General features: G+C 66.3%; 18 protein-coding genes. 11 read left to right on the top strand and 7 right to left on the bottom strand.

Annotation, left to right across the window (positions count from 1 at the left end):
- Nucleotides 1-64 precede the first annotated feature (64 nt).
- Nucleotides 65-1,981 carry a sigma-54-dependent Fis family transcriptional regulator gene (locus ACIP0B_RS06405; protein ID WP_400830588.1) on the bottom strand — a complete coding sequence of 639 codons (1,917 nt, stop codon included), beginning with the start codon at nt 1,979-1,981 and terminating at the stop codon, nt 65-67.
- A 328-nt stretch (nt 1,982-2,309) separates the two neighbouring features.
- Here ACIP0B_RS06405 and ACIP0B_RS06400 point away from each other — a divergent pair, with 328 nt between their 5' ends.
- From ACIP0B_RS06400 to ACIP0B_RS06355, 10 genes are all read left to right on the top strand, one after another.
- A complete protein-coding gene (locus ACIP0B_RS06400) occupies nt 2,310-3,830 on the top strand; it encodes an aldehyde dehydrogenase family protein (RefSeq protein WP_400830587.1) in 1,521 nt (506 codons plus the stop codon).
- Between the two features lie 202 nt (nt 3,831-4,032).
- Nucleotides 4,033-5,403, top strand: a complete 1,371-nt coding sequence (eat, locus tag ACIP0B_RS06395) for an ethanolamine permease (protein WP_400830586.1) — start codon at nt 4,033-4,035, stop codon at nt 5,401-5,403.
- Nucleotides 5,404-5,509: 106 nt separating this feature from the next.
- The gene (locus ACIP0B_RS06390; protein ID WP_400830584.1) at nt 5,510-6,904 is read left to right on the top strand and encodes an ethanolamine ammonia-lyase subunit EutB; all 1,395 of its coding nucleotides are present in this window, start codon (nt 5,510-5,512) and stop codon (nt 6,902-6,904) included.
- Nucleotides 6,901-7,734, top strand: coding sequence for an ethanolamine ammonia-lyase subunit EutC (gene eutC, locus ACIP0B_RS06385; RefSeq protein ID WP_400830583.1), 834 nt, complete (start codon nt 6,901-6,903; stop codon nt 7,732-7,734). The genes ACIP0B_RS06390 and eutC overlap by 4 nt, the downstream gene beginning before the upstream one ends.
- Before the next feature lie 116 nt (nt 7,735-7,850).
- Nucleotides 7,851-8,312, top strand: coding sequence for an N-acetyltransferase (locus ACIP0B_RS06380; RefSeq protein WP_085585939.1), 462 nt, complete (start codon nt 7,851-7,853; stop codon nt 8,310-8,312).
- A gap of 364 nt (nt 8,313-8,676) precedes the next feature.
- Complete coding sequence (locus tag ACIP0B_RS06375) at nt 8,677-9,333, top strand: DedA family protein (RefSeq protein ID WP_400830582.1); 657 nt, start codon at nt 8,677-8,679, stop codon at nt 9,331-9,333.
- Between the two features lie 4 nt (nt 9,334-9,337).
- On the top strand, nt 9,338-10,150 hold the full coding sequence (locus tag ACIP0B_RS06370; protein ID WP_400830580.1) for a zinc-dependent peptidase: 813 nt from the start codon (nt 9,338-9,340) through the stop codon (nt 10,148-10,150).
- 100 nt (nt 10,151-10,250) lie between these two features.
- Nucleotides 10,251-10,778 (top strand): inorganic diphosphatase, encoded by a 528-nt coding sequence (ppa, locus tag ACIP0B_RS06365; RefSeq protein ID WP_085585933.1) that lies wholly within the window; start codon nt 10,251-10,253, stop codon nt 10,776-10,778.
- Nucleotides 10,779-10,984: 206 nt separating this feature from the next.
- Nucleotides 10,985-11,728, top strand: coding sequence for a helix-turn-helix transcriptional regulator (locus tag ACIP0B_RS06360; protein WP_400830578.1), 744 nt, complete (start codon nt 10,985-10,987; stop codon nt 11,726-11,728).
- Between the two features lie 522 nt (nt 11,729-12,250).
- Nucleotides 12,251-13,426, top strand: a complete 1,176-nt coding sequence (locus ACIP0B_RS06355) for a diguanylate cyclase (protein WP_400830576.1) — start codon at nt 12,251-12,253, stop codon at nt 13,424-13,426.
- On the opposite strand, the gene ACIP0B_RS06350 is transcribed toward ACIP0B_RS06355, so the two are convergent.
- Both ACIP0B_RS06350 and ACIP0B_RS06345 read right to left on the bottom strand, forming a co-directional pair.
- Complete coding sequence (locus tag ACIP0B_RS06350; protein WP_400830574.1) at nt 13,413-14,225, bottom strand: YfaP family protein; 813 nt, start codon at nt 14,223-14,225, stop codon at nt 13,413-13,415. The genes ACIP0B_RS06355 and ACIP0B_RS06350 overlap by 14 nt on opposite strands.
- Before the next feature lie 3 nt (nt 14,226-14,228).
- The gene (locus ACIP0B_RS06345) at nt 14,229-15,653 is read right to left on the bottom strand and encodes a DUF2300 domain-containing protein (RefSeq protein ID WP_400830634.1); all 1,425 of its coding nucleotides are present in this window, start codon (nt 15,651-15,653) and stop codon (nt 14,229-14,231) included.
- Between ACIP0B_RS06345 and ACIP0B_RS06340 the strand changes: the two genes are divergently transcribed.
- On the top strand, nt 15,552-15,857 hold the full coding sequence (locus tag ACIP0B_RS06340; RefSeq protein ID WP_400830633.1) for a hypothetical protein: 306 nt from the start codon (nt 15,552-15,554) through the stop codon (nt 15,855-15,857). The two genes, ACIP0B_RS06345 and ACIP0B_RS06340, sit on opposite strands and share 102 nt — an antisense overlap.
- On the opposite strand, the gene ACIP0B_RS06335 is transcribed toward ACIP0B_RS06340, so the two are convergent.
- The 4 genes from ACIP0B_RS06335 to ACIP0B_RS06320 are packed head-to-tail and all read right to left on the bottom strand — an operon-like array spanning nt 15,850 to nt 23,591.
- On the bottom strand, nt 15,850-20,424 hold the full coding sequence (locus ACIP0B_RS06335) for an alpha-2-macroglobulin family protein (protein ID WP_400830572.1): 4,575 nt from the start codon (nt 20,422-20,424) through the stop codon (nt 15,850-15,852). The two genes, ACIP0B_RS06340 and ACIP0B_RS06335, sit on opposite strands and share 8 nt — an antisense overlap.
- A complete protein-coding gene (locus tag ACIP0B_RS06330) occupies nt 20,421-21,086 on the bottom strand; it encodes a DUF1175 domain-containing protein (protein ID WP_400830570.1) in 666 nt (221 codons plus the stop codon). The genes ACIP0B_RS06335 and ACIP0B_RS06330 overlap by 4 nt, the downstream gene beginning before the upstream one ends.
- Complete coding sequence (locus ACIP0B_RS06325; protein WP_400830569.1) at nt 21,056-22,762, bottom strand: DUF2138 domain-containing protein; 1,707 nt, start codon at nt 22,760-22,762, stop codon at nt 21,056-21,058. Before ACIP0B_RS06325 ends, ACIP0B_RS06330 begins: the two co-directional genes overlap by 31 nt.
- 37 nt (nt 22,763-22,799) lie before the next feature.
- Entirely contained in the window at nt 22,800-23,591 is a 792-nt protein-coding gene (locus tag ACIP0B_RS06320) for a YfaP family protein (protein ID WP_400830568.1), read from the bottom strand.
- Between the last annotated feature and the right edge of the window lie 349 nt (nt 23,592-23,940).

Genomic DNA, 23,940 nt, shown 5'->3' with positions numbered 1-23,940 from the left:
AGCGCAGGGTGGGGGAAATGGCACCTTGTGTTTGTGGCGGGGGATCTGGCTCCCCCGCCACCGGTCAGGCCGAGCGGGCGATGCCGTGCTTGCGCATTTTCCTGTACAGGGTGTTGCGGCTGATGCCCAGCTGCTGCGCCGCATGCGTCATGTGCCAGCGCGTCTGATCCAGCGCATCGAGCAAGGCCGACCGCTCCGCATCGTCCAGCGGATGGCCGGACAACGCCTCGACCGCCTGAACCGGCACCGGCCGCGCCTGCCGGATCATCGCCGGCAAGTCTTCCAGCGAGATCCGCCCGCCCTCGCACAACGCCGCCAGGGTGCGCAGCACATTGCGCAGTTGTCGCACGTTCCCCGGCCAGTTGAACGCCAGCAGCGCCTGGCGCGCCGGCTCCTCGATCACGATCGTCTCCCCGCCCGCCTCTTCGGCCAGCAGGAAATCCAGCAGTTGCGCTTTGTCGCTGCGCTCGCGCAAGGCCGGCAGCGTCACTTCCAGGCCATTGAGCCGGTAATACAGGTCCTCGCGGAAACCGCCGTCCTCGACCCGCTCCAGCAAATTGCGGTGGGTGGCACTGATGATCCGCACGTCGACCGTTTCCGGCTCGCCGCCGATCGGCACCACCTGGCGATCCTCCAGCACCCGCAGCAGGCGGGTCTGCAAGGCCAGCGGCATGTCGCCGATCTCGTCCAGGAACAGCGTGCCGCCGTCGGCCTGCTGCAGCTTGCCGCGCATGCCCTCCTTGCGGGCGCCGGTGAAGCTGCCGCCGCGGTAGCCGAACAGTTCGCTCTCGATCAGGCTTTCGGGGATCGCCGCGCAGTTGAGGGCGACGAACGCCTTGGCGCTGCGCTGGCTGGCCAGGTGAACGGCCTTGGCCACGGCTTCCTTGCCGGAACCGGTCTCGCCGTTGATCAGCAGCGGCACGTCGCGCTCGAAGACGCGCAACGCCTTGCGAAAGTCCGCCTGCAATCCGGCGTCCCCCAGGCAAATGCCCGGCACGCCCGGCGCCGGAGCCTTGACCGGAACGGGCACGGCCGGCACCGGCCTGCGCGACTCGCCCCGCAGCACCGCGAACAGATGGCGCCCGTCGCGGGTGCGCAGCGGCCAACTGGCGCTCGCGTTGGCGCTGGCCCGGCCCAGCAGTTCATCCAGCGAACAGTCGAAGAACGCCTCGACCGGCTGGCCGAGCAGGCCGCCGCGGATGTGCCCCAGCAGGTTGAGCGCGCTCTGGTTGACCGCGCTGATCCGCCCTTCCCCGTCGAACGCCAGCAAACCTTCGCTGAACAGGCCGACCGATTCGGCCTGCAAGTGAAAGCGCAGCAGCCATTGATTGTCGAAGCAGCGCAGGAAATAGCAGCTCTCGATCATCTTCGCCGACAGGTTGACCAGCGCCATGGTGTGGAACTGGCTCTGGCGCGAGACGTCCGGCCGGGCCGACGACACGTCGAGCACCGCCAGCAGTTCGCCGTGGGGGTCGAACACCGGGCTGGCGGAACAGGTCAGGCCGGTGTGCTGGCCGCGAAAGTGTTCGCCCTGGTGAATGGTCAGCGCCTGGCGCTCCACAAGGCAAGTGCCGATGCCGTTGGTGCCTTCGCAGGCCTCGCTCCAGTCGGCGCCGAGCCAGAGCCCGGCACGCTCGAAGCTCTTGCGCTCGGACGGATCGGTGACGCAGTTGAGGATCACCCCGCGGGCGTCGGTCAACAGCACCGCATGGCCGGCGCCGGACAGTTGCTGGTGCAGGCTGCTCATTTCGTTGCCGGCGATCTGCAGCACCTGCTGCAGGCGCTCGCGGCTTTCGAGGACGCGCCCGTGCTCGAGCACCGTCGGCGCCATCGCCAGGGCCGGGTCGAGGTGGTAGTCCTCGAGGCAGCGCAGCCACGAGCGGGCGATCGACGGATCGGCGCCCGGCCCGTGCAGGCGCGGCTTGCCCTGGGTGACCGTGAGGACTTGCCGGGCATGGCGACTCAAATGGTTGTCGTGCATTTCTTATTGTTCTCCCCGCGGCTTGCGGCGAGGGCGCTTGCTCCCTCGTCGCAGAGTGACCTGCTTGGCGATTCGAGGCCCAGCATCCTCCAGCCACCGATGCTTTGCAATGCTGGCGGAACCGTCCGGTCACAGGTTGTGCCGTAGGCGGTACAAACTGTCACGCCACCTGTACCGCAATCGCCACAAGCGCCGGCCGCCTGTCCGGCAAAACCGGTGCAAGGCCTTGATTTGCCTGACTTGCACGGCGCTGGCCCGACCTTTGCTCTACGCTTAAAGCAAGCGCACATGCGCCTCCCGACAAATACAAAAGCAAGGAGAAACCATCATGCGTTACGCTCACCCGGGTACTGAAGGCGCCAAGGTCTCGTTCAAGAGCAAGTACGGAAACTACATCGGCGGCGAGTTCGTCGCGCCTGTCAAAGGCCTGTATTTCACCAACACCTCGCCGGTCAACGGCCAACCGATCGCCGAATTCCCGCGTTCCACCGCCGAAGACATCGAAAAGGCCCTGGACGCCGCCCACGCCGCCGCCGATGCCTGGGGCGCCACCTCGGCGCAGGCCCGCTCGCTGATCCTTCTGAAGATCGCCGACCGCATCGAGCAGAACCTCGAACTGCTGGCGATCACCGAGACCTGGGACAACGGCAAGGCCATCCGCGAGACCCTCAACGCCGACATCCCGCTGGCCGCCGACCACTTCCGCTACTTCGCCGGGTGCCTGCGCGCCCAGGAAGGCAGCGCCGCCGAGATCGACGGCAACACCGTGGCTTACCACATCCATGAACCGCTGGGCGTGGTCGGCCAGATCATCCCGTGGAACTTCCCGCTGCTGATGGCTGCCTGGAAACTCGCCCCGGCCCTGGCCGCCGGCAACTGCGTGGTGCTCAAGCCCGCCGAGCAGACGCCGCTGGGCATCTGCGTGCTGATGGAGCTGATCGGCGACCTGCTGCCGCCGGGCGTGCTGAACGTGGTGCAAGGGTTCGGCAAAGAGGCCGGCGAAGCCCTGGCCACCAGCAAGCGCATCGCCAAGATCGCGTTCACCGGCTCGACCCCGGTCGGCTCGCACATCATGAAGTGCGCCGCCGAGAACATCATCCCGTCCACCGTGGAGCTGGGCGGCAAGTCGCCGAACATCTTCTTCGAAGACATCATGCAGGCCGAGCAAAGCTTCATCGAGAAGGCCGCCGAAGGCCTGGTGCTGGCGTTCTTCAACCAGGGCGAGGTCTGCACCTGCCCGTCCCGCGCGCTGGTGCAGGAATCGATCTACCCGGCGTTCATGCAAGAGGTGATGAAGAAGATCAAGCAGATCAAGCGCGGCGACCCGCTGGACACCGACACCATGGTCGGCGCCCAGGCGTCCGAGCAGCAGTTCGACAAGATCCTCTCCTACCTTGAGATCGCCGAGAAGGAAGGCGCCGAGCTGCTCACCGGCGGCAAGGTGGAAAAACTCGACGGCAGCCTGTCGACCGGCTACTACATCCAGCCGACCCTGCTCAAGGGCACCAACAAGATGCGCGTGTTCCAGGAGGAAATCTTCGGCCCGGTGGTGAGCATCACCACCTTCAAGGACGAAGCCGAAGCCCTGGCGATCGCCAACGACACCGAGTTCGGCCTCGGCGCCGGCGTCTGGACCCGCGACATCAACCGCGCCTACCGCATGGGCCGCGGCATCAAGGCCGGCCGCGTGTGGACCAACTGCTACCACCTGTACCCGGCGCACGCCGCGTTCGGCGGGTACAAGAAGTCCGGCGTCGGCCGTGAGACCCACAAGATGATGCTCGACCACTACCAGCAGACCAAGAACCTGCTGGTCAGCTACGACATCAATCCGCTGGGCTTCTTCTAAAGAACCGGGGCGGCGCCGCACCCCGGTGCCGCCTTCCCGACCGCCTTCGCGGGCATGCCCGCGAAGGCGCCCTGAATGACCACCACCCAAGGCCTGGCCGCTCTGGCACGGCCCTTGCGTACCCGTCATCCAGGATCTGCCCTGCAAGCGCGACACCCGAAAGTCCAACAGATCGAACAATAAAAAGAGTTAGCGAGGACTTATGACTTCCACCACACAGCTCAAACCCACACTCGGCACCCTGCACCTGTGGGGCATCGCCGTCGGCCTGGTGATCTCCGGCGAATACTTCGGCTGGAGCTACGGCTGGGGCACCGCCGGCACCCTGGGCTTTCTGGTCACGGCCCTGATGGTCGCGACCATGTACACCTGCTTCATCTTCAGCTTCACCGAGCTGACCACCGCCATCCCCCACGCGGGCGGGCCGTTCGCCTACAGCCGCCGGGCCTTCGGCGAGAAGGGCGGTCTGATCGCCGGGATCGCCACCCTGATCGAATTCGTGTTCGCCCCGCCGGCCATCGCCATGGCCATCGGCGCCTACCTCAACGTGCAGTATCCGGGGCTCGACCCGAAAGTCGCGGCGGTCGGCGCGTACTTCGTGTTCATGACCCTGAACATCCTCGGCGTCAGCATCGCCGCCACCTTCGAACTGGTGGTCACCGTGCTGGCGGTGGCCGAACTGCTGGTGTTCATGGGCGTGGTCGCGCCGGGCTTCAGCTTCAGCAACTTCGTGCTCAACGGCTGGTCCGGCGCCAACGAGTTCAGCCTGGCCTCGGTGCCGGGGATCTTCGCCGCCATCCCGTTCGCGATCTGGTTCTTCCTGGCCATCGAAGGCGCGGCCATGGCGGCCGAGGAAGCCAAGGACCCGAAACGCACGATTCCGCGGGCCTACGTCAGCGGGATCCTGACCCTGGTGTTCCTCGCCATCGGCGTGATGGTGATGGCCGGCGGCGTCGGCGACTGGCGCCAGCTGTCGAACATCAACGACCCGCTGCCCCAGGCGATGAAGGCGGTGGTCGGCAACAACTCGACCTGGATGCACATGCTGGTGTGGATCGGCCTGTTCGGCCTGGTGGCGAGCTTCCACGGGATCATCCTCGGCTACTCGCGCCAGTTCTTCGCCCTCGCCCGCGCCGGCTACCTGCCCAAGGGGCTGGCCAAGCTGTCGCGCTTCCGGACCCCGCACCGGGCGATCATCGCCGGCGGCGTCATCGGCATCGCGGCGATCTACAGCGACGGCCTGGTCAACCTGCAAGGCATGAGCCTGACGGCGGCGATGATCACCATGTCGGTATTCGGCGCCATCGTGATGTACATCATCAGTATGCTCAGCCTGTTCAAGCTGCGCCGCACCGAACCGAACCTGGAGCGCACCTTCCGCGCGCCGGGCTATCCGGTGGTGCCGGCCATCGCGCTGTTCCTGGCGGTGGTGTGCCTGGTGGCGATGGCGTGGTTCAACGCCCTGATCGGCTGTGTGTTCCTCGGGTTCATGGCCGCCGGCTACCTGTACTTCCAGCTGACCGCCAAGCAACGCTCCGAGGCGCCGGCGGACGCTATGCTCGAAGGTGTGTGAGATGCACCGGCACCGGGCCGCGCGCCCGGTGCCTGCCTTATAGATGTGCATGCAGTCCCTCCCGCAGGGAACAGAGTCATCCACAGTTTCAGGAGGAACGCGCCCCATGGCCGCATTTGCCCATACCGTCGGCGCCCAGACCTACCGCTTCGACAGCCTCAAGGACGTGATGGCCAAGGCCAGCCCCGCCCGCTCCGGCGACTTCCTGGCCGGGGTCGCCGCGCTCAACGACGGCGAACGGGTGGCCGCGCAAATGGCGCTGGCCGACATCCCGCTCACGCACTTCCTCCAGGAAGCGCTGATCCCTTACGAATCCGACGAAGTCACCCGGCTGATCATCGACAGCCACGACAAACAAGCCTTCGCCGCCGTCAGCCACCTCACCGTCGGCGGTTTGCGCGACTGGCTGCTCAGCGAGGCCGCCGACGAAGCCAGCCTGCGCGCCCTCGCCCCCGGCCTGACCCCGGAGATGGCCGCCGCCGTGTCGAAGATCATGCGCGTGCAGGATCTGGTGCTGGTGGCGCAGAAGATCCGCGTGGTCACGAAGTTCCGCGGCACCCTGGGCCTGCGCGGACGCCTGTCCACGCGCCTGCAGCCCAACCACCCGACGGACGAGCCCGCCGGCATCGCCGCGAGCATCCTCGACGGGCTGCTGTACGGCAACGGCGACGCCATGATCGGCATCAACCCGGCCACCGACAGCATCGCCTCGATCTGCGCGATGCTGGAAATGCTCGACGCGATCATCCAGCGCTACGACATCCCCACCCAGGCGTGCGTGCTGACCCACGTCACCACCTCCATCGAGGCGATCAACCGGGGCGTGCCGCTGGACCTGGTGTTCCAGTCCATCGCCGGCACCGAAGCGGCCAACGCCAGCTTCGGCATCAACCTCAACGTGCTGCAGGAAGGCTACGAGGCCGGGCTGAGCCTGAACCGCGGCACCCTGGGGCAGAACCTGATGTATTTCGAGACCGGCCAGGGCAGCGCGCTGTCGGCCAACGCCCACCACGGCGTCGACCAGCAGACCTGCGAGACCCGGGCCTACGCCGTGGCGCGGCACTTCAAGCCGTTCCTGGTGAACACCGTCGTCGGCTTCATCGGCCCGGAATACCTCTACAACGGCAAGCAGATCATCCGCGCCGGCCTCGAAGACCACTTCTGCGGCAAGCTCCTGGGCGTGCCCATGGGCTGCGACATCTGCTACACCAACCACGCCGAAGCCGACCAGGACGACATGGACACCCTGCTGACCCTGCTGGGCGTGGCCGGGATCAACTTCATCATGGGCATCCCCGGCTCCGACGACATCATGCTCAATTACCAGACCACCTCCTTCCACGACGCCCTCTACGCCCGCCAGACCCTGGGCCTGAAGCCGGCGCCGGAGTTCGAGCAGTGGCTGGCGAACATGGGCATCTTCACCCAGGCGGACGGCAAGGTCCGCTTCGGCAACCAACTGCCGCCGGCCTTCCGCCAGGCGCTGGCGCAACTGGGATGAGCCACATGGAAAAACCGCCCGTCGATCCGCAAAACCCTTGGCTGGCCCTGCGCAACCTGACGCCTGCGCGCATCGCCCTGGGCCGCACCGGCACCAGCCTGCCGACCCGCGCGCAGCTGGACTTCCAGTACGCCCACGCCCAGGCCCGGGACGCGGTGCACCTGCCGTTCGACCACGCCGGGCTCGCCGGGCAACTGAACGGACGCGGGCGCGACAGCCTGCTGCTGCACAGCGCCGCGAGCGACCGCAACAGCTACCTGCAACGCCCGGACCTGGGGCGCAGGCTCAGCGATGCGTCGGCGCAGGCCCTGCGCGAATACGCCGCCGCCCACCCCGGCGGCGTCGACCTGGCCATCGTCGTGGCCGACGGCCTCTCGGCGCTGGCCGTCCATCGCCACACCGTGCCGTTCCTCACGCGCCTGGAAGAGCAGATGGGCGCCGACGGATGGTCATGCGCGCCGGTGATCCTGGTGGAACAGGGTCGCGTGGCCATCGGCGACGAGATCGGTCAACTGCTGGGCGCCAGAATGGTGGTGATGCTGATCGGAGAGCGGCCGGGCCTCAGTTCGCCGGACAGCCTGGGTTTATATTTCACCTACAATCCTAAGGTCGGCCTCACCGATGCCTACCGCAATTGCATCTCCAACGTGCGGCTGGAGGGCTTGAGCTACGGCATGGCGGCCCACCGTTTGCTGTACCTGATGCGCGAAGCCTGCCGGCGGCAGCTGTCGGGCGTGAACCTGAAGGACGAAGCGCAGGTTCAGACACTGGAGTCGGAAGACGGGACGGACATGAAAAGCAATTTCCTGCTGGATCCGCCCCCGGCCTGAACCGTTTCCGCATTGCCTTCGCGCGTCGGTTTGAGGCAGGATCGACGCACGGCCGCCCGGGTTTCCCATTGCCGTCAGCGCACGTGAAGACAGCCAATTGAAGGACGAGACCTACCATGCGGATTATCCAAGCGACCCTCGAACACCTGGATCTGCTGACCCCGTTGTTCGTCAAATACCGCGAGTTCTACGGCTCGCTGCCTTATCCGGACTCGTCCCGCGCCTTCCTGGAAAAGCGCCTGCGGCGCAAGGAGTCGGTGATCTACCTGGCCCTGGCCGATGACGACGACCGCAAACTGATGGGCTTCTGCCAGCTCTACCCGAGCTTTTCCTCGCTGTCGCTCAAGCGCGTGTGGATCCTCAACGACATCTACGTCGCCGAGGACGCCCGCCGGCAACTGGTGGCCGACAACCTGATCCGCACGGCCAAGAAAATGGCCAAGGACACCCAGGCCGTGCGCATGCGCGTGTCCACCAGCAGCAACAACGAAGTGGCGCAGAAAACCTACGAATCCATCGGTTTCAAGGAAGACACCGAGTTCAAGAACTACGTGCTGCCGATCAGCGACGAGCTCTGAGCGCCTACCGATGACGGAGCCGGCTCCTTTAGTGAGGGAGCCGGCTCCCGCTCAAATGCACCCTTGCGCCCTCTCATCTGCGATCCCTGTGGCGAGGGAGCTTGCTCCCGCTGGGTTGCGAAGCAGCCCCGTCGGTCTGTCAGCCATGCGCACTCGAGCGGGAGCAAGCTCCCTCGCCACAGCCCCCTGCCTGACAATTCCTCACACCCCGACATTCCCCGCTACAAAACCAACACGCTTTTCACCTCTCAAACCGTATAATCCAGACCTTTCCGGCTTGTAAGAAAAACTACACCCGCGTGTAGCCTTTCGCGAAGTCATCCGCACAGGCCTGCCGAGTCGGGCCATCACCACAGGTGCCCACATGGATTTCAACCCGATCGACCTGGTTTTGCATCTCGACGTTTACCTCGACATGCTGGTGACCAACTACGGCACCTGGATCTACGCGATCCTGTTCTTGGTGATCTTCTGCGAAACCGGTCTGGTGGTGATGCCGTTCCTGCCGGGCGACTCCCTGCTGTTCATCGCCGGCGCAGTGGCGGCGGGCGGCGGCATGGATCCGGTGCTGCTGGGCGGTCTGCTGATGCTGGCGGCGATCCTGGGCGACAGCACCAACTACGTGATCGGACGAACGGCGGGCGAAAGGCTGTTCAGCAACCCGAACTCGAAAATCTTCCGCCGCGACTACCTGCAGCAGACCCACGACTTCTACGACAAGCACGGCGGCAAGACCGTGACCCTGGCGCGCTTCCTGCCGATCATCCGCACGTTTGCGCCGTTCGTCGCCGGCGTGGCGAAAATGCCGTATCCGCGTTTCTTCGCGTTCAGCGTCCTCGGCACCATCCTGTGGGTCGGCGGCCTGGTGACCCTGGGCTACTTCTTCGGCAACGTGCCGTTCATCAAGAAAAACCTGTCGCTGCTGGTGGTCGGCATCATCCTGCTGTCGCTGGTGCCGATGATCATCGGCGTGGTGCGCAGCCGCCTCGGCGGCGCCGGCTCCAAAGCCGCTTCGCGCTGATCCCGTGTGGTCGCTGAGCGCCTGGCGACGCCGGCGCACCCTGGCCAGGCACCCGATCGCCGACGACCTCTGGCAACGGGTGCGCCATCACCTGAGCTTCCTCGACGGCATCAGCGCCGATGAGGACCGCTGGCTGCGCGAGGCCTGCGTGCTGTTCCTTGAGGACAAGCACCTCACCGCCCTGCCCGGCGTCGAGCTGCACCAGGAACAGCGCCTGCTGCTCGCCGTCCAGGCCCAGTTGCCGCTGCTGCACCTGGGCGACCTGAACTGGTACCGGGGCTTCCACGAAATCATCCTCTACCCCGACGACTTCCTCAGCCCCCAGCGCCACCGCGACGCCGCCGGCGTGGAGCACGAGTGGGACGCCGAGCACAGCGGCGAAGCCTGGCAGCACGGGCCGGTGATCATGGCCTGGCCCGGCGTGATGTCCAGCGGCGGCTGGGAAGGCTACAACCTGGTCATCCACGAACTGGCGCACAAGCTCGACATGCTCAACGGCGACGCCAACGGCCTGCCGCCGCTGCACGCCGACATGCGGGTCAAGGACTGGGCGACGGTCATGCAGGCGGCCTACGATGACCTCAACCGCCAGCTCGACCGCAACCCCGACGCCGAAACGGCCATCGACCCCTACGCCGCCGAGAACCCGGCCGAGTTCTTTGCGGTCACCAGCGAATACTTTTTCAGCGCCCCGGACCTGCTGCACGAAAGTTATCCACAGGTGTACGCGCAACTGCGGCTTTTCTACCGGCAGGATCCGCTGGCCAGGCTGCAGCGACTTCAGGCGCACGACCCGGCCTATCAGGCCCACGACTAAGGTGGCACGTGGCGTCCGCGGCAGAATGTGCCTATAATCGCCGCCACTTTTTGGTCAATCCGGCCAAGTGTTTTTGGTCAACTAACGGGGGCACCGCCCAATGAGCTACAGCAAGATCCCGGCTGGCAAAGACCTGCCGAACGACATCTACGTCGCGATCGAGATCCCGGCCAACCACGCGCCGATCAAATACGAAATCGACAAAGACAGCGACTGCCTGTTCGTTGACCGTTTCATGGCCACCCCGATGTTCTACCCGGCCAACTACGGTTACATCCCGAACACCCTGGCCGACGACGGCGATCCCCTGGACGTGCTGGTCGTGACCCCTTACCCGGTCGCGCCGGGTTCGGTGATCCGCGCCCGTCCGGTCGGCATCCTGAACATGACCGACGACGGCGGCGGCGACGCCAAGGTCGTTGCCGTTCCTCACGACAAGCTGTCCCAGCTGTACGTTGACGTGAAGGAATACACCGACCTGCCTCCGCTGCTGATCCAGCAGATCGAGCACTTCTTCGCGAACTACAAGGATCTGGAGAAGGGCAAGTGGGTCAAGATCGAAGGCTGGGACGGCGCCGACGCCGCCCGCGCCGCGATCACCAAGTCGGTGGCCGCCTACAAGGGCTAAGCGCACCGCTTGAAGAAAACCCCGGTCGATCCGGGGTTTTTTGTGCCCGTCAAACCGCCACTAAACGACATGTTTAATATTGGCCGCCACGGTTGCGCGCTGTTTAAATTCTCCAAAGTGCGCTTTACATCCAGTCTTAAATTGCCGCCCATTTTGAACAGCCGGTTTATTCAAACCGCTCTGGCACGGCCGTAGACTCCGTGTTCATGAGAAAGAACACTAGCGGTCCACGATTCAAGGCACTCCTGGAAGCTGCGAACATCACCACCACGGGATTCGCCAGGTTCTGGGGCACGGAAGCCCAAAACATCCATAACTGGTACACCCGCGGCGTACCGGCCTACCGCATGGAAGAAGTCGCGCGCCTGCTCTCGGTCAACAGCGACTGGCTCAAGACCGGCGAAGGCCCGAAGGACTCCACCCGCGTGCGCTCGCCCGACGCTGCCGACGCCCTCGACGCCCAGGCCCTGCGCGGCGTCTACGCCGTGGTCGATCACCTGGACATCGCCTTGCCCCTCTACAAGGAAGTCCCCACCGCCGCCGGTTCCGGCAAGACCCACGTCATCCGCGACCCGGACCAGACCGTCCGCCTGCCCCGCAGCCACCTCGACGCCCTTGAGATCAAGCACACCGACGCCATCTGCGCCCACATGGTCGGCAACAGCATGGCCGAGAAGATCGAAGACGGCTCCGCCCTCGCCATCGACCGCAGCCTCACCCAGGTGGTGGACGGCGAAATCTACGCCATCGAGCACGACGGCATGCTGCGCATCAAATACCTGCACCGCATGCCCGGCAACGCCCTGCGCCTGCGCAGCCACAACAGCGCCCAGTACCCGGACGAGATCTTCCGCGCCGCCCAGATCGAGGAGCAGCGGATCCACGTGCTGGGCTGGGTGTTCTGGTGGTCGACCCTGAACAAGCGCCGGCCGGTGGTGCCGTTCCTCTGAGCGCCCGGCGCACACCGTCCCTGCAAGATGACCCTGGAAATCCGTACAAAAGCCGGATTTCTCCCGAATGGATCGCTCTATTCCGCACTTCGGGCTGGGCATCCCCGGCAAAACTCAGTATCCTGCGCCCCACCTCAGCGCATCGGCCCGCCCAGCGGCCCGGATGACGCACGACGCGGCAGACCAACGTCTGACCAAGTCCCACAGCCGGACGCAAGATCCGGGTGTACGTTTTGAAGGCTGGCGCGGCTTACCAAAAATAAGCCAAGCCAGTCCCCGAGAAGCCGGCCACAAGCCGGCTTTTTAATGCCTGCGATTTGGCTTGGCCGTTTCCGGCGGCCGGAGCAACGCGCCCGACTCAGGAAAATCCCGAGCCAGCGCCTCAACGTCCTCCCTCTCGGCAAACCCGCCACTTGCCAACCTCACCCCCCTCGGTGCTAAATCCCGCCCTTGCAGCACACCTCAACGACTCCCCCTCCACCGACCGGATTTCGGTACTGAGCCCCGTAGGGAACCCAAGGAATGGCGCTTCACATCCCTACCCTGCTGGCCGTGTCGGTCTTCGTGTTCTTTTTGATGGGGCTGCTGACGCTCCATGCCTGGCACCGCGAAACCCGCGAGCGGCCGCTGGCGTACCTGGGCGGCATGATGTTGTCGGCAACCTTGGGCATGTTGCTGGTCAGCTGGCGCGACCACGGCATGGACTTCATTCCGATCGTGATCGGCAACGTCATTCTGTTGCTCGGCGCAGCACTGAACTGGACGGCGATCCGCGTGTTCGTCGGGCGCTCGCCCTCGGTTCCGGGCATGTTGGCCGGGGCCGCCATCTGGCTGACCCTGTGCCTGATCCCTGCCTTCTACGGCGACATGTCGGCCCGGGTGACGGCGTATTCGCTGCTGACGGTCGGTTACGGTGTGCTCACGGCGCTGGAGTTCTGGCGCGGCCGCAAGCATCTGGAGGTCGCGTTCATGCCGGCGCTGGTGCTGATCCTGCTGCACACCGCGTTCTATGCCGTGCGCAGCGCAACCGATCAGGGCCTGAAACCGGATCACACCGCATCGGGCACGGTCAGCGGTGCGCAGTTCTTTGCGTTCATGCTGTTCGAGTCGATGCTGTACGTCATCGGCATCGGCTACATGACGCTGGCGATGGTGAAGGAACGCGCCGAACTGAAGTTCAGGGCCGCTGCTTTGACCGACCCGCTGACCGGCATCGGCAACCGCCGCGCCTTCATGCTTCACGCCGAGCAAACGCTGGCCGACAGCAAGCGGCGGGGAAAGTCGGCGGCGTTGCTGCTCTGCGACCTGGATCACTTCAAGAACCTGAACGACACTTATGGGCATCCCGTAGGGGATCAGGCCCTGGTTGCGTTCAGCCAAGTCATGGCCCAGAGCCTGCGCAAGCAAGACGTGTCGGGCCGGATCGGTGGCGAGGAGTTCGCCTGCCTGCTGGGCGCCTGTGACGAGCAGACCGCCGTGCAGGTGGCGGAGCGCATGCGGCTGGCCTTCTCGCGCTTGCCCATGCCGGCGCCGGGGCTGCTCAGCGTCAGCATCGGTGTCGTCACGACACGGGAGTCGGGTTATGAACTGTCACGCCTGCTCTCGGAAGCCGACGAAGCGTTGTACGGCGCCAAGGACCGCGGGCGCAACCGCGTGCAGACGCTGCGTCAGCTGTACCTGAGCCTCACGGATAACTGAACGACTTCACCAGCGTCAGCTCCCCCACCGCCCGCATCGGCACCACGAACGTCTCCATCTTCTCGCTCGGCGTGCCCTCTTCGGTGATCACCGTCACCTGCGCCGTGGTCAACGGCTGAACGGCCTCGTCGCCGCCTTCGTCATCCCCGCGGTAACCGCCGCCGTAGTAGTTCACGTAGACCAGGTACTGGCCCTTGATCGGTGCGGGCATGGCGAAGATTTCCGGGCCGTAGCCGGTGGTGACGTCGACGTCGAGGGCGGCGCCGTTGGGGGCGGTGCGGGCGCCGTACCAGATGTGGGCGCCGTCCGGTGTGACGAGGTGCAGGTCGAGGTCGGTGCCGTCGCTGTCCCAGGCCAGCAGCACGCGCAGTTTGGCCGGGGTGGCGCCGCCGTTGGCGTTGAGGAACTGGGTGCGGTGGCGCTGCTGGCCGTCGGGGCTGCGGACTTCGACGCTGTTGCTGCCGTTGGGGAAGGAGAACGGGCGGTCGAAGCGGCCGGCGTCATCGATCTTCAGCGGCATGCTGACGCCGTTGACGATCAGCCGGCCGGGCGCGTTGTCCTTCGGCGCGGCCTTGATCTGGCCGCTGATGCGTGCGGTGTTGGCCTGGCCGATCGGGGTGTTGACCGACGAGGCCGGGTAGTTGACGGTCTGGCGGAAGCTTTCGCCTTCGCCCTCCGGCGCACCGGTGCGCCAGCCGCCGACCGGGGTGTCGAGTTTGACGCCGTCGGCGGCCGTCGCCGGCGACAGCGCGGCGAAGGCACAGAGCAACAGCAAGACCTGTGGATAACGGAGTGTCATGGTCTATTCCAGCAAAAGGTGACGGGCAAGCCCTTCGATGTAGGTTTCGTCCTGGCCGTTGGGGTGTGCCTCAAAGGCCAGGTGCAGGTATTCGTGGGTCAGGTCGAGGCGGTCCTGCAGCGTGAGGACGCCGCGCACGTAGATGCGCTGGCGTTCGCGGTCGACGAACGGCCTCCCGAACGCGAGCTTGCAGACCGCAAAGGTGCTGACCTCGTTGTAGCCGGTTTCGCCTTCCAGCCTCGGGCGCCAGCCGCGCCGCTGCTTCTGCAGCCAGTCCTGGGCGGCGGGCAACGCCTCGCAGGAGGCGACCGGGTTGTCCCAGCGGCTGAGGCTGGCGCGCGGATAGGCGTGCAGCAGGATCGCGTCGTAGCGCTGGCCGGCGTTGGCCTGCTCGACGGCCTGCTGCCAGGCGAGCCTGTCCGGGCCCGGCTGGTCGGAGTGATAGGTGACGGTGCTGCCGGCCAACACCAGATCCGCCGTCCACGCCGCGATCGCGCGTGACTCGGCGGAGGCCGGACGCGGGGCGACCCGCTGGCGGTTGCTGCTGTCGTCGATGCTCAGGCACTCGCCGCTGCGCGCGGCGTTCTGCAGCAGGTAGGTGCGGATCGCCACGGCCAGGGCCTTGGCGGCTTCGGCGGGCTCGGACTTGGCTTCGCGGTCGAGGACGCGGGCGACGTACTCTTCGCGGTCCAGCCGCGCCACCAGCCTGTCGTTGAGCAGGAACAGTTCGCCGGCGCTGTGGATATCCAGCGCGTTGCCGTTGGCGAACTCGACGCGGTAGTCGCCCTGCAGCGGGCCGGAGGCCACGGCGCGGCCAGCCGACATCACGCGTGCAAGCGGGTAGCGCGAAAACAGCCCCACTTCGACGCAACGCCCGGACTCCGCCGGCCACGGAGCCGGCAGCACCGAAGCCAGCACCTGCCCGTAGTGCCGCAGCACCGTCTGACTGGTGCCGCGTCCGCCCGCCCACACCGGCGCACCGTCCGCCGTCCAGCCGGCGAACCCGCCCTGCCGCGACGCCGCGTCCTGATCGCCGAGCCAGCTCCAGGTCTTCACCCGCAAGCGTCCGCCCAGCTCGCCGACGACATTGCCGTCCGCCGCGCCCAGCACCACATCGAGCAGCACCCGGCGCATCTGAGCCTGAGCGGGAACGGACGCCAGCACCCGCAGCAGCTCGGCCACCGGAACCCGTTGCGCCGGCTGCACCGACGGCAGGTCCAGCAACCATCCCGGTGCGTTGCGCGCCTGCCAGTAACCGCGCCAATCGGCAGCGGAGATGCCCAGCCGCGCCGGCTCGAAATACAGCCCGCAGGACTTCACCAACGCCTGATCGCGCTCGACCTTGCCGCCGGCGGAGCAGCAGTAGACTTCCTCTTTCGACTGCCCGCGGCATTCATAGGCCGGTTCCCGGGCGCCGGTGTCCGCCAGCCAGGCGTAGACGAACAGTTTCCACAGGCTGCCCAGCGGCGCCTGCAACGTCTCGGGCAACGGCTCACGGTTGATCAGCTGCGTGCGGTTCAGCGACAGCAGCTCGCCCTTGTAGGCCAGGCGCAACGGCTCATCCTGCGCCGTCGCCAGCGCAGGAACCAGACACAACAGCAGCCAGACCAGCGGCCGGCTCATGTCAGTTGACCGTGACCTGACCCAGGGCCGCTTTCGCCTCCTGGGCCTGATGCTGCGGCGCATACACCTGGGTGAAACGCACCGGCGGCAGGTTGAACTGGCCCTTCTGCGAGAAGCGCACCAGATGCCGCAGGCGCAGTTCGCCGCTCAAGGCGTCCACCGGCACCGCGTAGGCCAGTTGACCCGGTTCGAAGCGGGCCTTCTCCAGGGCGGTCGGCTCGGTGCCGTCCTTGCCCTGCAGCTTGATGCCCCAGGTGGTGCGCTCGACATCGGCGCCCGGCGGCAGCGGCACTTCGAGCATGCCGTAGCGCAGCGGTCTGGCGGCCTTGCCGGTGAGGATCACTTCGTCCAGGTACAGGCTGTCGCTGGACAATGGCTTGTTGCCCACCGGCTCCAGCTTGAAGGTGAACGCTTCGTCGCCCGGCACCAGGCGTGACAGGCGCCGGGTGACGGTCACGGCCATCGGCTCGACCGCCGGTTGCGCGGTCTTGAAGCTCAACGCCGCGCGCAGCGGACGCTCCTGCGTGCCGGACACCGACAGCACCGCCGGCACCGGCGCGGCGCCCTGCCAGGTCCAGAACATCTCGCCGCTCGCACCGTACTGCTTCTTCCAGCCTTCGCCCGGCGCCAACGCAATGGTCGGCGACGCCTGTTCGATGCTGCGCTGCAGCCAGGTCAGCGCCAAGGCGCGCTCCAGGGTCGATTGCTGCGGCAACAGGCGTTGCAGCAAGGCCTTGGCCCGCGCCTGATCGAACGCCTGCTGCGACAGGTTCAGGGCTTCGGCGAACGGCTGCGAACTCACCGCCAGCCGTTGCTGGGCGGCTCCGACCTGACGGTTGAACGCCTCCGGCAACGCGACGCTCACCTGTTTCGCCAACGCGGCGGTCAGCACCCGCGCCGCCGCCAGCCCCAGCGCCGAATCCGGATCGTCCATCACCAGGCTGTCTTCGCCGTCGTCCATCAGGGTCTCGGCATTGCCTTCGCCGGCCTTGGCCAAATCGTCCATCAGGCCGCTGAGCAAGGTGTTGACCGGCAAGTGCATCTGCCGGGCGAACGACAGGATCAGCGCCCGTTGCAGCAGCGGCGTGTTCGGCGCCTGCTTGGCGTAGACCTCCAGCACCCGCTGCCAGTGCTCCGGCGGCAGGGTCAGCTCCAGCGCCCGACTGGCGTTCCAGTCGGCGTAGTAGGCGTAGGCGGTCAGGAACGCGTCCGGCTCGCCGTCGAAGCCCCACCAGGTGAAGCTCGCCGACGGCCCGGCCATCTGCACCAGGCGCAGGCGGCTGTTCTGCATGATCAGGCGCAAGCGGTCGCGAACCTGCGGGCTCGACGCCAGCGACGGGTAGGCGATGCTCAGCGGCAGCAGACGGCTGGCGGTCTGCTCGACGCCGCCGTACGGGTAGCTCAGCAGATCGTCGAGGGCCGAGCGGAACAGCGCTTGCGGGCTGTCGTCCAGGCGCAGGCGGATATCCGTGGCGTCCGCCGGCAGGCTCAGCGGCGTGTCGCCGGCGGCCACGTCCAGGCTTTGGGTCTGGGTGACCTGCCAGCCTTCGCCGGTCGCGGTCAGGCGCACGGCGAGGGAGTCGGCGGTCTTGCCGTCCTGCACCAGCTCCGCCGTCCACTCGCCGGACGCCAGGGCAAACGCCGGCAGCGGCAGGTAGTTGATGCCGTTGTCGAGGGTCACCGGCAGGCGCTGCTCAGTGCCGGCGTAACGGGTCACCAGTTCGGCCTTGACCGGTTTCTCGGCCTGGCTGAAGGCGAACACGCCCAGTTGCGGCTGGTCGCCCTTGCGGAACGTGCTGGGCCCGCTCCACTTCAGGTACAGCGGTTTTTCCGAACGGACGAACTGTTTCTTTTGCCCCACCAGGCCGTCATCGGCGATGACCCGCGCGGTGATGCGCCAACGGGTCAGCGAGTCCGGCATCTTGAAGGTGAAGCGGGCCTTGCCGTCGGCGCCGGTCAACAGCTCCGGCTGCCAGGCGGCGGTGTCGACGTCTTCGCGGCGCGGACGCTCCAGCACCTTCACGCCGCGCTCGCTGCGGTTGGCCTTGCCCGGTGCGCCGGGGCTGCCCGGCAGCGCCACGTCGTAACTGATGAACGACAGGCTGGCGCTGGTGCGCACGTTGTTGCGGCGCGGGTGGTAGAAGAACTGGTCGATGGTCGGCGCGATCTCCGGCTGCAGCGCGTAGACCATTTCATCGACGACGCTGACCGTCAGGTGCGCCGGCACCGCTTTGCCGGCGAACTGGGTGGACAGGTCCACCGTGACCGTGTCGCCCGGCAGGTACACCGGCTTGTCGGTGCTGATCGCCACGTCGATCTGCGGCGCGGCCACTTTGATCCCGGCGTTCTGGAAGCTGTACTGACCGCCCTTGGTGTACAGCGCCGAGAAGGTCATGTTCGGCGCAAAGGTGTCCTTCACCGGGATGCGCGCGCGGTACTGGGTGTCGCTGAGCTTTTCCAGCTTCAGCCAGTCGCCGCCCTTGGCCAGCAGCGCGGTGGCTTCGACCTTGTCGCGCTCCAGCGACAGCAGCGCATCGCTGACCGGTTCCGGGAAGGTGATCAGCGCCAGCGCTTCGTCGCCGGCCTTGTATTCGGGTTTGTCGAGGACGATTTCCACGGTGCCCGGCACCGCCTTCACGCCTTCGCCGGTCACCGAATGGCCGGTGGCGCCGAGCACCCGGCCGTGCTGGTCCTTGAGCGTCAGGTTGTAGGTGCCCGGACGCTCGAAGGCCAGGCTGAAGCCTTTGTCGCTGGCCGCCAGTTTGCCTTCGCCGGTGCTCTGGTCTTCCAGGCGCACCCAGCTGTAGCCGCTCGGCGTCACGGCCTTGGCCGCTTCGCTGCCGCCCTCGTTGACGTAGCTGAACGCGACCTTGTCGCCCGCCGCGCTGAACCGTTGCGGCGCGCTCAGGCGGAAACTGGCCGCGCCCCGGTCGATGAGGATTTCCTTGGTGGTCTTGACCCGGTACGCCGCGCCGTCGCTGGCGAACACGGTGAGCATGTAGCGGCTCGGCTTGTCGGCGGCCGGCAGGTCCAGGGTCGCGTTGCCTTTGCCGTCGGTGGTCAGTTCGGTGCTGGTCAGCTCCACCGGGAACTGCCCCAGGTATTGCAGCTCATTGTCGACCATCGACAGCTGCTGGGCCCGCAGGCTCAGGGTCAGCTTGGCGTTGGCCACCGGTTTGCCGTCCGGGTAGAGCAGCACCAGGCTGCCCTTGACCGGCTCGCCGGTGCGGTAATCCTGCTTGGCCAGGTTCAGCGAGATCTCGAAGTGCGGCTTGATGTACTCCGCCACCCGGAAGGCGCTGCTGTAGGCCTGGTCCTTGTAGTTGAAGCGCAGCTCGTAACCGCCGGCCACGGCGTTGTCCGGCAACTGGAAGCGGCCCTGGGTGCCGGCCTTCGAATCGAGCTTCAGGTCGAGGGTCTGCAGTTCGGTTCCGGTGGCGTCGAGCACGCTGACGCTGACGTCCGCCGCGCCCGGCGGCACCGAGTCCCGCGCGTTCTTGAACTCGCGGCCGACGATCTTCAGCGACACCCAATCCCCCGGCCGGTACAGCGGCCGGTCGGTGAACGCGTAGAGTTTGGTGTCGTAGATTTCGCTGTCGTAGTAGAAGTTCTCGGAGACGAACACCCCGCCCTCTTCGTCTTCGCCGATCACGAACGAACGCTCGGGGCTGACGTGCTTCAGGCGCAACAATCCATCGGCATCGGTGGCGCCGCTGCTCATCACGCCCAGGCCGTCGGTCCACAGCACGTTGGCCTTGGCCACCGAACTGCCTTCATGCTTGCGCGCCGCCCACACCAGCAGCTCGTCGCCGGCTATCTTGCTCACCGCCACGGTGTTGGAGACGAACACCACGGTGGTCGCCCGGTACTTGCCCACCAGCGCTTCGACCAGGTACAGGCCCGGCTTCAGCTGGCCCAGCGGAATGTAGACGTTGCCCGGCGCGACGCTGACGAACTCGCTGGACGAACCGGCCAGCTTCACCCCTTCCGGCGGCTGGATCGGCTTGGCCTGCCACAGCGGGTAACGGAACTGGGTGACCACCGGCAAGCCCGGAATCAGGGCGAACTGCGGCTGGGCGTCATACGGCGTCGGCGCGGCGATGGCGTTGCCCATCTTCAGCTCCGGCACTTCCTCGGTGACCTGCTTGCGCGACTCGTAGGAGAACGCCCGCTGCATCACCCGGCGGGACTTGCGGTACCAGTTGTCCCACAGGTACGCCAAGGTGTTGGACAGGCCCTCACCCTTGAACTGGCCGTCGCTGACCACCCTGTGCAGGTTCTTCTGGCGCTTAAGGAAGTCCAGCGGCTTGTCGATCCGGTACACCCGGATGTCGGCGCCGCCGTAGGGCTCCATGCGGAAACGGCGATAGTCGCGGCCCGGCGCTTCGAGGCGCACCATCGCCTGTTCGTCGCTGGCGAAACTGCTGTCGGCCAGCAGGAAGAAACTCTCGCCGGCCACCGGCGTGTAGCCGCTCGGGGCCACGGTGTCTTCGGCGTTCACGGTCGCCAGTGGCAGCAGCAGCGCCAGCAGCAGAGGGATTTTCGAGCAAATGCGCAGCATGCGGGCACCGGTCATTGGGAGAGAAAGTTCAGTCGATAGACGCCGATGAAGTTGGGGTTGGCTGCGTCGGGAATCCATCGGGTGTCCTTCCATGTCATGAGTTGTTGCAGGCTTGCGGAGCGCATGCCGTTGTCGGTTGGGGTGGTGGTGCCGGTGTGGTAGGCGATGTAGCGGCCCATCCAGATCATCAGGTGCTGGTCGTCGCCCTGATCGAAGAACATGAGGTCGCCCGGCCGCGCCTGCGACACGTCGCGGCCCACCAGGCGGCTGTTGAACTGGATCAGCTTGATCGCGTTGACGTAGGGCCCGACCTTGCCGCCGCCCTGCTGCCACTGCTGGGCGAGCTTGCGCTGGTCGGCGCTCAGCGCCAGCTCCGGCGGCAGGTAGCGGTTGGACAGGCCGTTGCTGCGCAACCACTTGTCGTCATGCACCTTCAGCGCTTCGTTGGCGGCGAAACGCACCAGCCCCGCGCAGTCCTGCTGATACCAGCGCGGGCTCGGGCCCTGGCTCAGCTGTTCCTGGGCGATGCGCACGAACCAGGCGCGGAACACCTGGGACTGCTGCGGATCGAGCGCAGGGGCTTCCATGGCGCCGGCCTGGGCGCAGAACAGCAGCGCCAGCAGGCCGAGGCGGCGGATCAGTCCGGTCACAGTGCTTTCCACTCCAGCGGCAGCCATTGCCAGTGGCCGTCGGGCTCGCTGCCTTCAGGCAGGGTCAGGGCGTATTTGCCGTAGCCGCCGAGGGTGCGCAGTTTCGGGATCAGGTAGGTCTGCGCGGCGTTGTAGAACACCGGCTCCATGTCCTGCGGCAGGCTGTCGAGGGTTTCCTGCTGCATCAGTTGGGCGATCGCGTCCGGGCCGAAGTAGATCGGCATCAGCACATCCTTGGGCAGCACGTCGGCCATCGGCGGGAAGCGCTTGTCGAGGGTGCCGAGGGCCTTGTCGACCAGTTTGTCGTCGAGGGAGAACAACAGGGTCGAGCCGTGGCGCGCCAGGCTGACCTTCATGAAGGCCCGGCCGGTGATGGCGTCGGGGTTCTCGGCGTCCTTGGCCGCATAGGGGCCGAAGTTCGAGCTGACCTGACGCTGCCACAGGTGGCTCTGACCTTCCTGCTTCTCCACCACCGGGAACGCGTGTTCGTCGACGTTGCCTTCATAGGCGCCGACCATCGAACCGAACAGCGCACCGAGGTCGCCGTCGAGCTTGTCGCCGTCGTTCAGGCTGGCCACCAGCAGCGGCGTGTACAGCCGCGAATCGGCGTACCAGCACAGCCCCGCCGCGCCGGCCACGTGTTCGGTGAGCTTTTGCGCAGCGGCCTCTTCGGCGCCGAGCTTCACCAGCAGCGGCTTCTGCGGTTCGGCGGCCACCGGCAAGGTCACGCAGGCGCTGGCGCCCAGGGGCATGGCCTGCCACACCGGCTTGAAGTCGAAGTCCGGCTGATTGTCGAGCTCGTCCATGGCCAGGAAGCTGTGCCAGCCCTTGTCGTCCATGTCGAAGCGCAGGCCGGCGAAGTTCGGGATGAAGCGCTGGTAGCCCATCGCAAGCACACTGGCGTTCACCGACAGGCGCTGCTTGATCTCCGGCGCCTTGGCCGGCAGGCCGAAGGCCTCGGGAAACAGCTTCTGGCCGCCCAGCAGCGCCGCGAGCGCTTCGGGCGACACATGGCCCGACTCCTCGGACGCGCCGCTTTGCGGGTCGTAGTACTTGGCCGGGTTGGACAGCACCACCAACTTGTCGCCATGGGAGGCGAACAGCAGCGATTTGCCGGCGTTGTAGCTGAGCTGATACAGCGGCACCGTGTCGCCGCCGACCTTGAGCTCGCCCAACTGACCCAGCTGCGAGTCGTCCAGCGCCACTTTCGCCAGCGGCTCCAGCACCTTGGCCAGGCCGCCGCGATCCATCACCAGCAGGAAATCCTTCAGCCGGCCATCGGCCCCGCGCCACAGCGCCACGTCCGCCGGCTGGTCGAACAGTTGCTCGATCAGGCTGTCCTGCAGCTTCAGGTCATGTTCGTAGACGATCCGCCGCAGGCTGCCGATCAGGCCGAGGCGGTCGGCATGGCTTTCGTAATAGAAGACGAAATCCTCGGTGAGCGTGGCCTTGAGGAACGGCACCGCCAACAGGTCCTTGGGCAACTGGCTCAGGGAGCGGGTCTCCAGCAGCGCGTCAGGACGGCTCATGCCCAGCTTGTCGCTCGCCAGCTCCGCCGGCGGCGCCTTGGGCTTGTGCAGCAGCCAGCCCAGGCCGCCCGCCACGCCGGCCACCAGGCACAGCCCGGCCAGCAGCAGCGGCCAGCGCCGAGGAGGTTGGCCGGTCGGTGTCGGGACGGCCGGAGAAGCAGCGTTATCACTCATGTTCACAAAACCCGAGATTCATCCGTGGACGGGATGCTTAATAGTTGAAAGTCTTGACCAGCAGCAGATCACCGATCGCCCGCAGGGGCACGATGAACGTTTCGCGTTTTTCGTCGACGGTGTTTTCCTGGGTCACCAGCGTGATCTGCGAGGTGATCACCTCGTTCTGATTGCTGGCCTCCTCGAAGTTATAGCCGCCGTCGCCGAAGTTGCCCCAATAGTTGACGTAAACCAGATAGGTGCCGTGCAGCGGCGCGGTCATGGTGAACATTTCCGGGCCCGGGCCGTCGACGCCGTCCGGATCCAGGCCGCCGCCGTTGCTCAAGGCCGGGCGCGCCCAGAAGGCATGCTGGCCGTCCGGCGTGACGATGTGCAGGTCGAGCTCGGCCTTGGGGTCGTCCCAGCCCAGCACCACGCGGATCCGCGCCGGCGTGCGCAGGTCGTTGGCCTCATAGAACTGGACGCGCTTGAGCGACTGGCCTTCGGCGCTGCGCACCTCGACGCTGTTGGAGCCGGCGCCGAAGGCATAGGGCCGGGCGAAACGCCCGTCGTCGTCGGTGTACAGGTTCAGCGGATTGCCGTTCACCGCCAGGGTGTGCGGCCCGCGCTGGTGGCCGAGGGCCTTGAGCTGGCCCTGGATCATCGTGCGGTTGCGCTGGATGCCGCGGTCGATGGGCGGCGTGGGATAGGCGACCTGGGGGTTTTCCGTGCGGTCGAGCAGGCCGTGGTAGCGCCAGCCGCCCTGGGGCTCCGTCAATTCGGCGCTCGGCGCCGCCAGCAGCGCGGGCGTGCAGGCCAACCCGATCAGCAGCAAAAGAAACGAACGCATGTGATGCCTCCTGCCATGCCTGACGAAACCTTGCGCCCGATCCTCGGCGCTTCACAGTGGCGCGCACTGCGTTTTGTCTGAAAGCCCCTGAAAACGGGGACGTAGAAGGCGCGAAGATTAACGATTCGGCCGTTTTTTAACAATCGGACACATCTGGATTTGCGGTGGGAATCACGCACATTTACGGTGCGTGAGCCGAATAGCGGACTTATTCGGCTCACAAAATGAGCCGAATAACGATATGCCCGGACAAAGCACATCAATCCGTGGCGAGGGAGCTCGCTCCCGCCGGGTTGCGAAGCGACCCCGAACCCAACGATCCGGCGCTGGCTCCGACCACGCCCGGGAC

It is taken from the genome of Pseudomonas sp. NPDC089534 (assembly GCF_044749305.1).
GTDB classification, from domain to species: domain Bacteria; phylum Pseudomonadota; class Gammaproteobacteria; order Pseudomonadales; family Pseudomonadaceae; genus Aquipseudomonas; species Aquipseudomonas ekonensis.
This window is presented reverse-complemented; position numbering and strand designations above follow the sequence as displayed.

Bases quoted from the DNA above. Each gene is read 5' to 3' on its own strand.
- ACIP0B_RS06405 (WP_400830588.1), bottom strand. From the start codon at position 1,981: ATGCACGACAACCATTTGAGTCGCCATGCCCGGCAAGTCCTCACGGTC.
- ACIP0B_RS06400 (WP_400830587.1), top strand. From the start codon at position 2,310: ATGCGTTACGCTCACCCGGGTACTGAAGGCGCCAAGGTCTCGTTCAAG.
- eat (WP_400830586.1), top strand. From the start codon at position 4,033: ATGACTTCCACCACACAGCTCAAACCCACACTCGGCACCCTGCACCTG.
- ACIP0B_RS06390 (WP_400830584.1), top strand. From the start codon at position 5,510: ATGGCCGCATTTGCCCATACCGTCGGCGCCCAGACCTACCGCTTCGAC.
- eutC (WP_400830583.1), top strand. From the start codon at position 6,901: ATGAGCCACATGGAAAAACCGCCCGTCGATCCGCAAAACCCTTGGCTG.
- ACIP0B_RS06380 (WP_085585939.1), top strand. From the start codon at position 7,851: ATGCGGATTATCCAAGCGACCCTCGAACACCTGGATCTGCTGACCCCG.
- ACIP0B_RS06375 (WP_400830582.1), top strand. From the start codon at position 8,677: ATGGATTTCAACCCGATCGACCTGGTTTTGCATCTCGACGTTTACCTC.
- ppa (WP_085585933.1), top strand. From the start codon at position 10,251: ATGAGCTACAGCAAGATCCCGGCTGGCAAAGACCTGCCGAACGACATC.
- ACIP0B_RS06360 (WP_400830578.1), top strand. From the start codon at position 10,985: ATGAGAAAGAACACTAGCGGTCCACGATTCAAGGCACTCCTGGAAGCT.
- ACIP0B_RS06355 (WP_400830576.1), top strand. From the start codon at position 12,251: ATGGCGCTTCACATCCCTACCCTGCTGGCCGTGTCGGTCTTCGTGTTC.
- ACIP0B_RS06350 (WP_400830574.1), bottom strand. From the start codon at position 14,225: ATGACACTCCGTTATCCACAGGTCTTGCTGTTGCTCTGTGCCTTCGCC.
- ACIP0B_RS06335 (WP_400830572.1), bottom strand. From the start codon at position 20,424: ATGACCGGTGCCCGCATGCTGCGCATTTGCTCGAAAATCCCTCTGCTG.
- ACIP0B_RS06330 (WP_400830570.1), bottom strand. From the start codon at position 21,086: ATGGCTGCCGCTGGAGTGGAAAGCACTGTGACCGGACTGATCCGCCGC.
- ACIP0B_RS06325 (WP_400830569.1), bottom strand. From the start codon at position 22,762: ATGAGTGATAACGCTGCTTCTCCGGCCGTCCCGACACCGACCGGCCAA.
- ACIP0B_RS06320 (WP_400830568.1), bottom strand. From the start codon at position 23,591: ATGCGTTCGTTTCTTTTGCTGCTGATCGGGTTGGCCTGCACGCCCGCG.